Source organism: Paenibacillus sp. J22FR21, assembly GCF_056269135.1.
Genome location: NZ_JBWDNJ010000002.1, coordinates 346,244 through 362,762, shown reverse-complemented (window position 1 = coordinate 362,762; position 16,519 = coordinate 346,244). Strand labels below are relative to the sequence as shown.

At 48.7% G+C, this 16,519-nt stretch carries 10 protein-coding genes; all 10 read right to left on the bottom strand.

All coding sequences use genetic code 11. The features are described 5' to 3' along the window. Nucleotides 1–12: 12 nt before the first annotated feature. A complete protein-coding gene (locus tag AC0YNS_RS07415; RefSeq protein ID WP_475780374.1) occupies nucleotides 13–2,631 on the bottom strand; it encodes a transglutaminase domain-containing protein in 2,619 nt (872 codons plus the stop codon). Nucleotides 2,632–2,637: 6 nt separating this feature from the next. Continuing rightward, nucleotides 2,638–3,663 carry a carbohydrate-binding family 9-like protein gene (locus AC0YNS_RS07410; RefSeq protein WP_475780373.1) on the bottom strand — a complete coding sequence of 342 codons (1,026 nt, stop codon included), beginning with the start codon at nucleotides 3,661–3,663 and terminating at the stop codon, nucleotides 2,638–2,640. Between the two features lie 206 nt (nucleotides 3,664–3,869). Then, nucleotides 3,870–5,009: a GntR family transcriptional regulator gene (locus tag AC0YNS_RS07405; RefSeq protein WP_475780372.1), complete on the bottom strand. Its 1,140-nt coding sequence runs from the start codon at nucleotides 5,007–5,009 to the stop codon at nucleotides 3,870–3,872. A 90-nt stretch (nucleotides 5,010–5,099) separates the two neighbouring features. Then, nucleotides 5,100–6,050 (bottom strand): carbohydrate ABC transporter permease, encoded by a 951-nt coding sequence (locus AC0YNS_RS07400; protein WP_090978036.1) that lies wholly within the window; start codon nucleotides 6,048–6,050, stop codon nucleotides 5,100–5,102. Between the two features lie 16 nt (nucleotides 6,051–6,066). Beyond that, nucleotides 6,067–6,966 carry a carbohydrate ABC transporter permease gene (locus tag AC0YNS_RS07395; protein WP_475780371.1) on the bottom strand — a complete coding sequence of 300 codons (900 nt, stop codon included), beginning with the start codon at nucleotides 6,964–6,966 and terminating at the stop codon, nucleotides 6,067–6,069. Nucleotides 6,967–6,968: 2 nt separating this feature from the next. Then, nucleotides 6,969–9,575 carry a DUF5696 domain-containing protein gene (locus AC0YNS_RS07390; RefSeq protein ID WP_475780370.1) on the bottom strand — a complete coding sequence of 869 codons (2,607 nt, stop codon included), beginning with the start codon at nucleotides 9,573–9,575 and terminating at the stop codon, nucleotides 6,969–6,971. Nucleotides 9,576–9,612: 37 nt separating this feature from the next. Beyond that, nucleotides 9,613–11,679 (bottom strand): YIP1 family protein, encoded by a 2,067-nt coding sequence (locus AC0YNS_RS07385; RefSeq protein WP_475780369.1) that lies wholly within the window; start codon nucleotides 11,677–11,679, stop codon nucleotides 9,613–9,615. 18 nt (nucleotides 11,680–11,697) lie between these two features. After that, nucleotides 11,698–12,570 (bottom strand): carbohydrate ABC transporter permease, encoded by an 873-nt coding sequence (locus AC0YNS_RS07380; protein ID WP_091215166.1) that lies wholly within the window; start codon nucleotides 12,568–12,570, stop codon nucleotides 11,698–11,700. A gap of 5 nt (nucleotides 12,571–12,575) precedes the next feature. Next, the gene (locus tag AC0YNS_RS07375; RefSeq protein WP_475780368.1) at nucleotides 12,576–13,484 is read right to left on the bottom strand and encodes a carbohydrate ABC transporter permease; all 909 of its coding nucleotides are present in this window, start codon (nucleotides 13,482–13,484) and stop codon (nucleotides 12,576–12,578) included. Nucleotides 13,485–13,504: 20 nt separating this feature from the next. After that, nucleotides 13,505–16,456 (bottom strand): extracellular solute-binding protein, encoded by a 2,952-nt coding sequence (locus AC0YNS_RS07370; RefSeq protein WP_475780367.1) that lies wholly within the window; start codon nucleotides 16,454–16,456, stop codon nucleotides 13,505–13,507. Nucleotides 16,457–16,519: the final 63 nt, after the last annotated feature.

Below are 16,519 nucleotides of genomic sequence, written 5' to 3'. Positions count from 1 at the left end.
TATATTTCCTCCTCATTTCTTATCGTTTAGCTGTGTCCCTACTCGAAGTACCTCACTGCCAATACCCAGCTTATAGCCCGCAGTTACATACCGGATGCCGCCGCCTTTGTCTACGACAACTACGAATGGCAGAGAAGCCGTACTTGAATCTAATAATGCCGGAGCTGCCTGCTGAACGATTACATCACGGTCACGAACGAAAGTGAACGCAAGAGGAAATCCTTCATAGGAAGCCGGGTCAAAGGACGCCGTCCATCCTTCTTCACCTATAGCCATAATAATAGGCATGCCTAGCGCGTCATAGGCACCGGCCAGCTCCTTTAATTCACGAAGCAAATGCTTGGAGGGCTCTCGTTCCGGCTCGATCCATGCCAGCACTGCACCTCTGCCCTGTGCCAATTCACCAAGTGAAACAGCGTCTCCATTCTGGCGAATGAATCTCCATGCCGGATCAGCTTTCCCAATGACAGGTACTTCACGATTCGGATAGCGGAATGACAGTGGCAGCTCACCACGTTTGTTTTCCAATACCGTAAAATAAGTCACTCGAACCAGCACGGAGCCGTCCTTCTGTCTTGTACCGGCTGTCATGCGATAACGTCCCGCTTCAAGCTCAAACGGCTGATCATACACATTGGTCTGACCATGCGGATAAAATAACGATTGATACCAGCCGTTCTCCAATCTGGCGAACGAGAAGTTACGGAAATACGCCGCCTCTTCCGCCTCGGCCGGAGCTCCCGGATCACGCTTCAGAAGCACCTCACCGATTGCTGCAGCCGGTGTGGCTATGTTTTCTTGTTCGAAACGAGCATCATGCCAGACATCATTCAGCCAATACTGCGGCTTGCGCTCACTTGGGTGAAGCCTCGCCGGAATACCGATGCTGCGGCAAATTGCCACGAACAGAATGTCACGCGATATCCGATCACCTTTCGATAGACGATAACTGCCGGAAGGCATTGCGGATCCCTGATAGTACGTCATATCCTCGACAACTTCGAATTTCTCAAGCAGATCACTTACGAGCTTAGTCGGGTCCAGCCGATAGTCTGCGATTTCCTCGGCGAGTAGTGTTTCTTGAAAAAACTGCTTATAAGGACCGATCATCTCGAACAAAACACGCGGACGCAGCACATAACGCGAGAACAACTCTTCGTCAAATGAGTCTGCATAAGGCAGCGAGCTTACCAAATGATCGATCAGTGCGGGGCGGAACGTATCGGTCAAATCTTTATCGTTTAAGCTCTCAAGCAAACGCAGCGGCCATTCTCCATACGTTTCCGATTGCTCCTGCAAGAAAGCAGCGATTTCATGACTGTTCCCACGCGCCTTGCGAAGAACATCCCATACCCGTTCTACGGGCAGTCCAAGCTCAACAGCAATCTCGCCCGACTGCACCTCACTAACGAACGTATCCTCGAAGCTTTTACGAATCGCTGCGCCTTGCTGCAAACGATTACGATGCTGTTGTAACAACTCTTCCGATACAGTTGATGCCTCATCAGCCGGCAGCTCCGGCGGAGGAACCATATCGAACTCGACAATCCCGTCTTGCTGCTCATCTTCATCAATTGTAATCGTATAATATTCCTGCTCGGACACCGATAGTTTACTTTCGCCCCACCTGGCTCCATCCACGGCACGAACGAGAAGATCTCCATAACCAGTCGTAAGTGAAACTTCACCTTGGGCATCCGTCGTTAGTTTGGCGATCGGTGTAAATTCAGCGAAATTATAGACTTGGAACGATACGACAGCACCTCGTACCGGCTGACCTTCACTATCCTGTATACTTACAACAATACGGCGGCTTGGTGCATACCCATCCAGTAAATTGATTTCCGTGTACCATTCATGAGCGAGCGTTATCGATTCCGGCCCCGGATATTTCGAAGGTACGCGTGTATTAATGAGCATCGCCCTTCTAGCCGGTGCGCTGAACCATCCCTCATTAAGCCTCGGTTCAGGCTCACAGGCGCCGATAAAATGCCAGCTGCCATCCGCCCAAGCTTCAACCCAAGCATGGTTTGAATCCGAATGTGCCCAGCGCGGGGTATAGCACTGCCTCGCCGGAATGCAAAGGCTGCGCAGCGCCGCAACAGCTAACGTAGACTCTTCCCCGCATCGCCCCAACGTGGTACGAATCAGTGTCAATGGCGAGACCGTGCGCGGATCATTGCCGACATACGTGGCCTTCTCATAGCACCAATGATTCGTTTCCAAGATCGCATCTTCCATGGATAGATGCTTCACGCGACTATACAGCTCATCTAGCAGAATGCCTCGACTATCCTCTATATTCTCATTGTTCACGCGATACGGAAGAACAAAATGAAGGAACAGATGGTCAGGCACTCGATGGCCCCAAGGCATCTGCCCCCGAATCTCCAATGTCTTGCGGACATGGCTCAGGAACAGGCTGCCCTCGTAATCAGCCAGGTCGTTCAGCGGCATATAGGCATATAGAAACTTCAGCGCTAAACGCTCTTCTTCGCTCAGTTCTTCCTCAAATACGCTAAACAGCTCACTCTTCCTTGCATTTGCCAGCTGCTGCTTCTCCTTGAACTTGCGCTCTATTGTGATTAGTGTTTCTTCATCCAACGAAAAACCTGCTGTTGTTAAGGACATGCCGACTCACTCCTTCCATAGCTTCCCATCTTCTCGAATATAGAAAGTCGAGCTGCCATCCATAGAAGGCGCCGCCATTTGAAAGAGCCGCGAAGTCACTTCGATTTGAGGCTGAATCATCCATGTGTCCTCACCCATAAGCATGGCCAGATCCTCGCTAAACACGCCGAATTCCGCAAAATGATTGCGCTGACTATAATACAGCTTGCGCAGCTGCCACTTTATCGTTTCGTCCTGCGGCAGTGTAAAATGTTCGTCGCTTCCTTCACCTGCAAATACAACATATCCCCATAATTCCGGGTAATGCATATTGACGATTCCCATCGGCGACCATACCCAATTGTCTTCGGGGTATGACTTGCCGGTTGCAGGATTAATCACTTTCTCATATCGTCCATCTTTCACCTCAGCCTGCCATTCCACACGAGAGAAATTGACACGCCAGAATTGTCCGGGTGTTGGACGACGCCCCTCGGAAGCGCATTCCAACAGGCTCTTCCATGGCATGGCGACTTCAATGCTCCAGCTGCGATTAGCGGCAAGTGGATTGCCCAGCTCCCCGTCAATGTGCACCGCGGTCTTCAGTCCGGCGATGTCCCATGCGTTGACTGCCGGTCCACCGTCACGGTATGGCTTCACTAACAGCAAATCCCACACTGTGTTCAGGGCATTGATTTCAAATTCATAGTATTGGTGCGAATCACCGTCGGGATCAATGAAAATCTCAAAATCGTTATCGTAGAAAATAACGGAGTCTCTCTCCGTCAGCGTAGCCCAAATTTGGTCTTCCACCAGTTCCGCTCCGAAATAGAAGTACTCATCGTCCCATAACATTTTGACTTTCGTCCGTTTGCTAGGCTTCGGTCTCAGGTCGCCTTCGATATCAACAAATTCAGCCGTCCACGGCGCATCAGCCCAAAATGGTTTATCCAGTCTGCCATCCAGTACGAGCGGCTCAGTCGCTCTTCGGCACATGTAATGCTCAGGTGCATACTTCTTCATGTGTGGTTCCGGTACTCCGCTGAAATGCATTGATCCTGCCTCCATTTATATTTATGTTATATCTTCTTCGAATATAGCTTCCATTTTCATACTTATTATACCGTTATTACGCCGAATGTGTAAATATTAGATATAACATATGGCATATCCTTTTAACAAGAGTATAACTTAAACGCAAAAAAGCCTCCTTGCGAGTATGAAGCTCACAAGAAGGCGAATACCAAACCAACCCGGACTTAATCGGCCAGGTCCGGTCCAGGGCCGATGGACTGTCTTGATACCCACTTAATCGGAATAACAGACCGTTCCCGTTGTATAACATGGTTCTCCAATTGATCGATAATCATCATCGCTGCACGTTTTCCGATTTCCTCGTAATTCTGTTCGATGGTTGTGATCGGAATATCGCCTTGCTGCGACATCTCATTGTTATCGAATCCTACAATCGACAGCTCCTCCGGGATCTTGATTCCCAGATCAATAGCCGCCTTCATACAGTCGTAAGCGACCATATCATGTTCGGTTTGAATCGCCGTCACGCGCAGCTTCATCAATTTCCCCAGCAATTCCTTGTAGAATTCCCGCCGAGTCGCCGGAACGCCTTCTGCTTCACGCGGCAAGTCGCTCAAGATCAGCTCAATATCCACCGGTAGTCCGTTGTCGCTTAGTGCCTTACTATAACCGAAGAAGCGGTCACGTACCGTACTGCGATACTGAATTCCGATCGTGGAAATAAACGCAATACGTGAATGACCCAGTTCAATCAGCTTGGATGCCGCCTGATAACCACCTTCATAATTATCCGATACAGCGCTTCCCATTGTCAGCAAGCTGTAATATTGGTCGAGCGTTACAATCGGATATTCGCTGAGATGAAGCGCGTGGACTACATCCAAATTCTTTTGCGTGCTGACTGGGTACAGAATAATACCTGACGTCCCTCTCTTAGGCAGCGAATGCAGCAGCTCTCGCTCTCGTTCACTGCTCCAATCACTGTTATGGATACTTAGGTAATACCCTTTGGATTCTACATATTTGGCCGCACCCTGCATATGCTCAAGCGTATTGTGAGCGGTAACAAAAGGAAGGATCATGGAAACGATTCGGCTGGAGGGAGAAGCCTCCCTCACTTCCGATTCAAGGCGAGCTTCATCTTGTTTCTTGACGAAACTGCCGCTGCCTCTTCTACGATAGATCAGGCCTTCTCTTTCGAGTTCTATCAAAGCACGTTTGGATGTAATGCGGCTAACGCCGAATTGCTCCGCTAGCTCAAGCTCCGTTGGAAGCTGCTGACCGGTAACATATTCCCCTTGAGAGATGCGTTCGCGCAAAACTCCGAGTATTTGACTGTATAACGGCTTATTATCGCTCAGCACAGAATTCACACCTCAGCCTAATTAGTTCTATTTTTTTCAGTATATCTATTATTGTCTTACTAATCCAACAGATTTTATACGAATTATGGACTAGCCCGTAATCCCCGTCCGCTCTACGCTTTCTACAAAGTACCGCTGTACAAACAGATACATGGCAATAAGAGGCGCGATCGTCAATAGTACTCCGGTATTAAGAAGCATGGACGTATAGACAGGGTCCGGTTCCTTGATGCCAACCCCCATATCCATGAGGCTCGTGGACAGCACTTTCACTTGTTTCAGGAATAAACTGACGTAATAGCTGTCATTCCATTGCCAGACGAATGAGAATAGAAGCACGGTTACGATGGCTGGAATGGCGTTAGGCAGCATGATGCGGGAGAACGTGCGAAGCACCCCTGCGCCGTCAACCAATGCAGCTTCCTCGACTTCCTTCGGAATCCCTCTAAAGAACTGCCGGAAAATATAAATATAGAGCCCGTTCTTGAGTCCCATTGCCGTACCGGCCGAAATAATAAACGGCCAGAAGGTATCGATTAGATTCAGTCCTTTCTTGCCTGTAAACAAGTGAATGAGACCAAATAGATCGAAGTACCGATACGTCAAGTAGAGCGGAATCATGATCGTTTGCGGCGGCACCACAATGGTGAAGATGACAAGCGCGAATAAGATCTCGCTGCCTTTAAACTTCAGTCGTGCAAACGCATAAGCAGCCAGCGTACAGGAAGCCATCTGGATGATGGTTGTGCTGGACGTGATGTAGAGCGTATTAAGGAATGAAGTCAAGTAATGCGCAGATTCCATGGCGATTTTGAAATTATCCAGCGTAAAATGCCTTGGAATCCAGAGCACCGTCGGATCGTAAATGTCGGCCTTGCTGCGAAATGCAATGGAAATTCGCAAGAATAACGGAAACAAGATGACGAAACAAAAGCCGAGTATGAGGACAGCTCGTATCAATCTCCATACGAATCCTTTCGTCTTCTCCACCGGATTGTAACGTCTTACGAACAAATCGGCGTAAGCTGTAGGCGATTTCATAGACTCACCTCCCCATTTAGTCATAGTAGAACACTTTGCGTGAGATTAGACCGACTGAGACGGCCAGAATCAAGCCGACGCATAGGAAGAACACCCACGACATCGCGGCGCTAAGACCGAAATCGAATACTTTGAAGGCCGTTTCCGATATTAACAAATTGATCTGGTTGCTGCTAAAGGTATCCGTTATGGAGTAGACCATGTTCGTTAGAATAAGCGGCGTAACCATCGGGAACGTAATTTTCCAGAAGCTCTCGTACCCTGTCGCGCCTTCAATCTTGGAGGCCTCGTACAAGGACGGAGAAATCGACTGCAAGCCTGCTAAGAAAATAAGAATTTGCACACCGGATGAGCTGATAATCTCATAAATCCGATCTACCGCCCCGGTAATATAATTCACGATGACCGGCGATAAGCCGGATTCGATCATCATTTTACTTAGCTCGAAGCTTTGCAGGGCATTCGATCCCCCTTCTGCTCCATTGCCTGCAGGAATCGCACCCCCGCCGACAAAACTGCTGATATCCAGATTCGCGATTGCGCTGGAAGCCAGAATAACCGGCAGGAAGAAGATCGCCCTGGCGAATGGACGGCCGACAAACTTCTGATTGAGCAGCACCGCTGCAAACAAACTAAAAATAAGAATGAGCGGAACGTTCACGACCATGTTCCCGAGCGATTCCGCCAAAGTTCGAGGGAAATCCGGATTGGACGTAAACAGGCTCGTATAATTATCAAAGCCTTCATACGTGACCTCAAAGCCGCCATCGACCATATCAAGAGAGCTTAAGCTGTAACGAAACGACTGAATCAGCGGCAAAATGAACAGCAGGATCATACCGAACATAAGCGGCGATGCAAACAGAACACCGAACCATGCATTTTTCTGTTTTAGTGTCATTGGTTTCTTAAACATCGTCATTCACCGCCTAACCGGTAGCTTTCGGCGCCGATCTCCATGCCGTTCACCTGTACTGCCGTTTGATTGTAATTCACTATAATGGACATGCCGTTCTCGAAAGTAGTCTCCACGACTCGATTGGCAAGTGTCCGATGACCGGTAATAATCTGATTGCGCACCTGTTTCAATATCGGGTTAGCCTCGTTGTATAATTGGGCTGCTTCATCGAACCAATCCGCATAATGGAGCGCGTACAGATCGTTATATGCGGTATCTTTGACAACGGATGCTTCGTTATAGTACCAGGCGTAATAGATGTTCGAGCCGGTTTCCAGCGCTTTGAGCATCGAAACGCGCGGATTCTGAACCTCATCCATATTGAACGGCGCACCAGCCAGATCTACATAACCATGAAGAGCAATTTGATAGAACATGACATCCTCATCGGTAATGTTTAATCGATTGCTGGATGTAGGTGCATTTACGACGACGTTGGCATATGGAAGCGTATAAGCATTGCCTCCGCTTACCATGAGCTGGCCGCTTTGCTGCTTCAGCTTGTCCGTTTCCTGCAGGATCGTATTCCGTGCAGCCTGACGGTCGACCGATGCATCCGGATCAAAATCAGAATTCACTTCATTTCCCATATCCCGCAAAGATAAGCCGCTTATACCAAGCTTCGCATAATCGTCCATAAAGGCATCCACCGTATTCGGAAGCTTGTTCGGGGACAACTTGTAATGCGAGAATGAAGCGCTATCCTTCACGTACATGACCGGATTGTAATTATAGACGGCTGCACTGCGGCGATCAAGCAAATCCGCGCTGTCGGTGGCTCCCTTATATTTCTCTAAGAATGCCACATCCGGATACAAATCGATCCCATTCTGTTTGGTGTAATCGACCAGACGTTGAAGCCCTTTCTTGCCTCCGAGAGCACCTTCGAGCTCGATATCTTTCGGAGAACTGTGACGGATGCCATCATTAAACCAGCCTATATAGCGCAGTGCAATATCATCGATTCCCTGCGTCTTCAGCAGCTTGAGCATGGAGCCAGCCTCGTCATACGCAGTTAACGATTCCGTTGCCGTATAAGGGATGCCAAGGAAAGATTTCTTCTTGCGGAACGCTCCTTCAACCTCAAGGATGAAAGGCGCATTGGCCTTCTCTTCGAGCTTCTTCAGCTTATACTTGTCGGTCAAGTAATTCCGATAGACACCCGCCATCCCTACGTAATCGGCAGCGCTGCCGGATAGGAAGCTGTATCGGATACGAAGATCACCTTGATAAGGCTGCTGTTGGAACATGGGAACGGAGCTCGTTTTGGTCCCTGAGCTGAGCGTATAATAGTCCATTGCGACAAATTGAAACTCGGAATTGACACTATTATAGCTATCATGTCTGCCGCTAATATCGGCGAGCACGCTGGATAACGCATCCCCATCCTCGATTATACCCAGCAAAGCATGATCATTCTGCTTTAAGCCAAACACAGGCAAGCGCACCGGCGAGCTGGTCACCACCCGTTCTTTCACATCAAATGTGCCATCCTCACCATAAACCGGCATGTTGAAAGGTTCTGCGCTTAACTTCTTATTGTTCAGTTGAATCAACGCACCTGAACCATCCGGAACGAAAATATAGCCTTGCTTCTTATGATCTGCCGCCCCGAAATGCTTAAGCACCTGAACGGAGGCAAGCGGAAAGTCCGGACTGTAGCGGACATCCTTCGCAGCGATGGCGACAACGAATTGATTCGCGTCCAAGGAGAATGTAACCGGAATCGTGAATGCAGCCTGTTCATCGGAAGCTTCCACTTCAGCGCCATTCTCTTGATTATCCTGAGCAGCATCTTTCTTCGTATATCCCGCCTGGGTCAGATAACCAGCAAGCTCCTGCTTCACGTTATCCTGCAAATTACGAACCTCGTAGACCTGCTTCTCCTGATTGAGACGGAACTTATACGTGACCTGCTTTCGTGCATCGTCATCCGGCAGCTTGTCCAAGATGAGCTTCTGGAACCGTTCTTTGCTGATCACCGTCGGAATGTTATCGGTGCCGCCGGAAGCTTGGCCGAACCGGTAGACGATTGTTACGCCGTTCTTCGCAGCTGTAATCTCGAACTGTTTCTTAAGGACGCTGTCATCATAGCTGTTGAATTGATAGACTTGGCCCTTCTCGTTATAATACTTAAGCAGCAGCTGCGACGAAAGTTCCGATTGATAGAGTGGTGATGCAAGCGAATCCTTCTGATGACCGACTGGATTCGAGAACCATACATAGCCATCGCGCTTGTCCTTCACCGCAATCTCTGCTGTTTCTTTATTGATGAACAAAGCAAGTGTTTCCGTCTCCGATACCTGCTCCATCTGCTTAAGTGCAGCCAGCTCTTCCGGTGTATTAATCGTATGCACCACCGTATCTGAAGCTAGCTCCATAGAGGCAATCGAAACCTCGCCTTTAAGAGACTTGCCCCCACCGGAAGTTGCCGATGCCAATGCCGATGACGCGTCTCCCGCCAATCCGTTAGCCACTTTGTCCCCGTCGTCGTAATTGATAATGGCAGTGCCAGCTGCCAAGCATCCGCAGAGGGCAGCAATGACGACATGCTTTCTATTGATCACAACCGTTCCCCTCCAAATAAACAAGATTCCTCGGCAATCATCGTACTCTAAACGAAAGCTCGTGATAGAGTGACATAATGAAACTGATCATCTGCTGCAGCATGCTGAAGAACAGAACGCCTAGGAACAACATGATCCCGATGACAACGAGCGTGAGCAGCATCGTTAGTACCGTTTTACCAGCCGAGTATTGATGAATCGTCATCGTCCCAACGAACAGCAATGCGATGAACCAAACAATCGCAACGGTATCCAGCAAATAATAAAAGGAACTCTCATCAGACGTGATGAACCTGCTGTACAGCGTTTGCGGCAAATAAATAATGACAAGCGGCATCAAGGAGTACCCGGTAGCCATTATTATTTCTTTGAATTTCCCTTCGCCATCCATGAGCGTTGTGAGCGACCAGTTGGCTACACACCAGAGCAGGAACGGCAGTATGATGTATTTCAGTTCATTGATGCTGTTCAGCTCGGCGGGATTGTTGAAATTGACAACGAATCCGCTGTATTGCCGCTTCACGATGGTGAGCAACACGAGTAGAAACAAGATGATGGCTGCAATCTTGACTCTTCCCTGTTTCTCAAACTTCATCTCCCAGAAGCCGTTAAACGGATGCAGCATGGTGTAGAATGGGTTCTTGAGCGGGCCGACTTCTTTATAATAGCCGCTCGCAGCCCTTCTTCTCATAAGCTTGATCATGGCATAAATGATTCCGATTGCAGCTGCTATACTGACAACAATGGTGCCGAAACGATCCATGACGATCTCTTTTCGGTAGCGCTTGAAGGCTTCCGAATAGTTCTCCCGATTGTTGCCAAGCTCGAAATACGTCATCGCTTCTTTGTTATCGCCTTGCTTCAGCAGTGATTTACCGATACCGATGTACGCGACCTCGAAATTGCTGTTTAGCTTCAGCACTTGCTTCCACGCGGTAGTAGATTGTTCCACTTTGCCGTTATAGAGCGAAGTAACCGCATCCCGAATCAAACTTCCATAACGCGTCGGCTCAAAAACAGTTAATCGATTGTTATCCTTATCCAGTACGATGACGCGATCGCCCTGCAAGCCAATGGCCGAAGGGGTACGGAATTTCCCTTGCTCCGCGCCTAATCCGCCGAACATGTAGAGTAAATTCCCGTCTTTGTCATACGAGAAAATACGTCCGCGCTTCGAATCCAGCGCACTGTACATGCCGCCGGCATCCTGCGTGACATCGACGAAGATCGAGCTGCCCGGGAAGCTTCCCACTTCCATCGTGCCGATATCCCCTTTAGGCGGAAAATAACCTTTGCTCCGTAAAATATCGACACCGGACGGATTCAGCTTCTTAATCGGGCTGTTCGAGTTTTCTTCCACTGTTGTCGTATACATAAACCCGTCATCGTCAATGGCGATGTTGTTGAACTCCAGCGGTATAAACTGCTCCATCTGATCACGTTGTTTCTTAGTCGAGATACGCTTCCAGAACAGATCCATTGGACTGAATTTCACTCGATTCGTACCAATAAATCCACTGAATACACCATCCGAATCAAATTCCATGATCCCTTCATAAGAACCGCGGCTGATTAAGTACAGCCTTTCAGCTTTATCTACGACAAGTTTAATCGGAGTAAATTGAAACCCCTCACGAATCAACGACGACTTCGGCTCGTTAATCTCACGCACAAACTCGCCATCGGCTGAAAGCTCAATGATTCTCCGATTCTGCGTATCTGCCACGAAGAGATGCCCTTTCGCGTCCGCGAAAACCCCTTCGGGCTGATTGAATGTATCTTTCTTGCCTGCATGATCAAATTCGGTAATGACGCGCTCTACGCCCAGCTTCTTGCCCAGCACCAGAATACGGCTGTTGCCCGTATCTGCAATATAAATAGTGCCCGAACTCGAAATATACATATCCTGCGGCGAAACCATCGGTCCGATATTCAGATCCGGACCGTAAATGACTTCAGCAGCGCGGTATGGATCCGGCGCCGGCACCGCTTCTCCCCAGTAGGAGTAGTTATACCCATCCGATGAGGCAGCGGACGCAGGAGCGCATATACCGAGCATGAGCATAACCAGCATTAACGTTACGATCCTTCTTTTGGCTGTCAAAATCCGGCTCCCCCCTGCTTACTCTTTCAGCCCCGATGTAGACATCGTTTGAATGACTTTGCTTTGCGTGATGATGAATACCGCAATCGGAACAGACATCATGAGCAGCGTTACAGCTGCAACCGGACCTGTTCTTGCTATTCCCCCGCTCGCAATTTGTCCGAAGACGGCATCCACCGTACGAAGCTGTTCGCTGTAAATATATTTGTGGCTCGTTACGGATCCGTTCGTCCACAAGCTTTGTAGCGAGAAGATAATGAGCGTCATCCAAGCCGGTTTCACGATCGGCATGACGATTTGCCAGAATATCCGGTATTCCGTCGCGCCGTCGATCTTCGCAGCCTCAATTAAAGCATCCGGAATCTGTTCCATAAACTGCTTCATTAAGTAAAGACCCAGTGTGGAACCAAAGGCCGGGAGCAAGATCGCCCAATACGTATTGATCATCCCAAGCCATGAGATCGTCATATAGTTCGGCACCTGGGTCACGTAAGGCGTGAACATAAGCGACATCACGACAAGGCTGAACAGCGCATTGCGGAAAGGGAATTTCACTTTCGCAAGCGGATACGCAGCTGCCGAAGCGATAATGACGTGCCCCGTTGTTCCCGTTATCGCGATAAAGAAAGTATTAAATACATACCGCGAGAACGGAACCCAAGAGTCGGCGAAGATACCGACTAAATCCGTGAAGTTCTTCATCTCCGGATGCCGAACGATAAACCTTGGCGGGAATGCGAAGATTTCGTCCAGCGGCATAAAGGCTCTGTTTATCGTATACACGAGCGGAACCGCCATAAATGCCGCGACACCGGCCAGCAGAATAAAGAGCAGAATATCGACTGACCAGGAGCGATTAAGCCGTTTTCTCAATAGGAACTTCAATGCCATCGAACTTACTCACCTACTTTTTTGAGAAGCTTCTGCGTAATTAAATTCGTTAACATCATAATCGCAAACAATATCGTCGCGATTGCCGATGCGTAGCCCATCTGGAAACGGATTGTTCCATAATCGACCAAATGCGTAACGATCGTATGAGCGGCGTAATCCACACTCGGGAATCCGATCATATAAATCGAAATTTCAGCTACCGCAAATGCCGATGTAATCTGAATGACGGCACCGAACATCAATTGCGGGCGCATAGCCGGAAGCGTAATAAACCACAGCTCCTGCCACCGATTACGGATTCCGTCGATCGCTCCCGCTTCATACAAGGTCCGATCCACGTTCTGCAAACCGGCGATAAAAGCAAGGAACGATGTGCCCAAGCTGAGCCACAATTGAACGGCCATCAGAATCGGAAGCATATACCGCGGATCCTGCAGCCATTGAATCGGCTCCAGAATGAAGCCCCACTTCATCAGAAACGAGTTCATGAAACCGTAAGAATCGCTGGAGAACAGCGTTTGCCAAATCAAATAGGTATTGCCTGCAATGGATGGGGCGTACAGAATGAGCGTCAGCACTGCACGCAGCTTAGGCGGTAATTCATTAATCAGCCATGCGAATATGAAGCAGGCCACATAGCTGATCGGACCCGTAATAAAGGCGAATAAGAACGTGTTCTTGACTGCAATGAGAAACACATCATCCGCTACGAATAGCTGCGCATAATTGTCCCAGCCTACAAAACGCGGAAATTCAAGCATATTGAAATACGTAAAGCTGAGAATGACTGACATAAATACCGGTATGACGGTAAACACAGTGAAAATCAGAAAATAGGGGGCCATCAAGACAAGGGCATGTTTGTTCTTGAGTAATTCCGTCTTGATATGGCTTAGTTTCTTAAACGTCATCGTACTAATTGGGAATCCCCTCACTTCTCATAGGGAAGATTGAATTCTTTTCTTCTGGCGTTGATCTCTTCGTTCATGTATCGAACGTAGAAGTCCATCGTTTCACGCGGATCTTCGCCTTGCACTACGACGCGACGGAAGGCATTATCAATGTTCCGGCCGGTCAAATAACCCCCAGGCACTTCAGGAATTCCCCGCGTCCATTCCATTTGTTCGAGCAGCGTGTTTAAATCCTGGACAGGCCATGAAAGCATCTTCAGCGCTTCAATATTAGCGGTCGGATAACGAGCAGATGTCCCTAAACGAACCTCCATCTCGCGGCCAAACGCCAATTGGGTCTCTTTGCCGGTCCACCATTTCATAAAGGACCATGCTGACTCTTTGTCCTTCGTATGCTCGAACATGACAGCCGCTGTGCCTCCCGTACCGACATCGCGACGGATCGTTCCATCGAGCTTCTTCACTCCGGGAACGGGAGCAAATCCCCACAGTCCTTTAATTTCCGGCGCATATACAGAAAGCTTGTTATACATCGTATAGTCCACGATGCCGATTGGCATTTCTCCGGTACGGAATCGGTTCGCAAAATCAGTCTGGATCGGCAGCTTGTAATTCACGTACAGATCCGTCCATTTCTTGAACTGCTCGATAGCCGTTTCTTCGTCCAATCCCGTGGCCTTGTCATTGTTCTTATAGAACTGTCCATCATTCTGATAGAGCAGCATCGCAAACGTAGGACTTGGCGGGAGCGTAATGATATCCGTCGTGACGACATCATTGCCTTGCGCGTTTAGCCCTCTCTGTGGTAAACCGAATTGCAGGTTATGCTTCTGCAGCTCCGGAATAAGAGCATACACATCGTCCCATGTTTGCGGCACCTTCAGATGCAATTCATCTTCAATGATGTCTTTCCGGTAGAACAAGACAGGGAACGTCTGCTGCTCAGGCAGCCCATAATACTTCTCGTTATACGCGTACGGCACCATGACACTGCTCTTAAACCGTTCGGTTACCTCTTGGAAGTCAGAGAATACGGACAAATCCTGGAGTGCATTACGTGTTGCAAAATTGACCGGGACTTCGTTCCCGACCTGCAGCGCAACATCAGGACCTTTACCCGCAACCGTGGATGGAAGCAAAATATCCGCGGAAACCAGCTTCAGGTTCACTTTAATTCCCGTGTCATGCGTAAAGTTGTCATCAACCAGTCGTTTCAGGATTTGCGCTTGGTCGCGTCCGGATGTCACCCAAACGGTGATGACTTTATCACCTGCGTCATTACTGCTGAAATCATCATAGTTCTCGTAGAACGAAGCAGCGAACGATGCAAGGCTTGATTTGAACTTCGCAAAGGTTGTCGCTTCCGGACTCGGGAGCTTCACGCCGGGTTCCGAAACGATTAAATAATCGATCGCAACCGGCTGTTCATTAATCATCAGCATCCAGGTACCCAATGCCCCGACATTGCTTTTGAAAGCATCAATTCGGCTAGGTACTGTATCCGGTCGATCTGCCATGTCTTTCAACTGATAGGCCAATGTATTCAATAGGGCTGAACGGTCGTTGCCTCCGTCGTCAGGACCTTGAATCATGCGGGCAATCGCATAGAGACGATCGCTTTCCTCGCGGAATACTTTAGACATCTCAGGAATACGCTTGTCCAGCGCATAATCGCGGAACTGATCCGGCACAACACCTGTAAAGCTGATCACCTTTCGATACATTGCATTCAAGTTCAACACACTATTCTCTACGGTCCGCAGTACAGGCGCTAATTCGCCTAGTGTTACTTCAAGCCGGATGGTGTGTTTGCCCGCAGTCATATAGAATCGGTAAGGTTTATCGCTCTGCTTGCCCAGCACCTTCATCTGCCAATTACGGTCGTATGCGAAACCGATTCTTTGGGCTTCCTTAAACGGAAGTACACCGTCAATCGTAAGCGTACGCAGTGCCGACATCGCAGTTAAATAGTTCTGCCGGTTCTTAAAGGCGATTTGATATAACCCATCCTTCTGAACTTCGACTTCCCATTCTATCCACTGTCCCGGCATGCGCCAGGTCCAGCCACCCATCGCATTGTTACGCAGCTTCGATGCGTGGAAAGGCTCGACTGCCGGGCTTGAGCGGTCATTGTAAGGGAGGAGCATTGGCGTTGATTTCAGCGAAGAGGCTTCCCCTTGAATTTTCATAAATGAGCCTTCGACGGGTTTGTAGCCATTCTGCTTGTACAGTATCTCTAGTTCATCGTAGGCAATGGTCTTACTCGGCTTGGTTAATTTCAGATAATCGATGACCAGCGGTTCTTTACTGGAGGTCAGCGTCAGCTCATGTTTCCCTTTGCTCAAATAAAACTGATACGGCTGCTCATAATACCCGCTTGCATCTTCAAACAGCGATTCTTGCCACGTCGGCACCTCGATCTGCTTCGGCGCCAAATCATTGCCATTATCATCGCGGTCAAATACGGCCTTCTCATCTTTCCAGATTCGACTGAAGACAAGACTTCTCGCTTCATTAAATGGCGTTTCCCCGTCAATCCTCAGACCTCTCTCGATGTCCGAATCTTTGCCCTTCACGGTGAAATATTTCATATCGATCTGGTACAAACCACTTTGCTGGATATCTACGGACCATGAAATCGATCCTGTTTCTTCCGTTAGAACCATCTTCCCTTGTTCACCTTCGTAGTTCTCGACAATAGAAGCGTTCATCTCCGAAAACTTGCTAAAGCTCTCAGCTTCAATCAGGATGTCTGACGCTGGCTCAGGCGTGTCTTTGTACTTGGACAAATACTCATCGTAGCTGCCCTTCTTGAAGGAAGATGACAGCTTCATTAAGCTTGCGCTGTCAAGCGGGCGATCTTCGGCGGAAGCCGTTCGATCGGAGCTGCCCCCTATCGTTGTTGCTGCTAAATAGATGACAGCAGATAAGATAACGAGTATCGAAATCATTTTGATATAGGATCGCCTCATAGTTCCCCTCACAAAAACGGACCCCCAAATCGCCTTACTGTTAAAAGCAAAGCCGATTTGAGG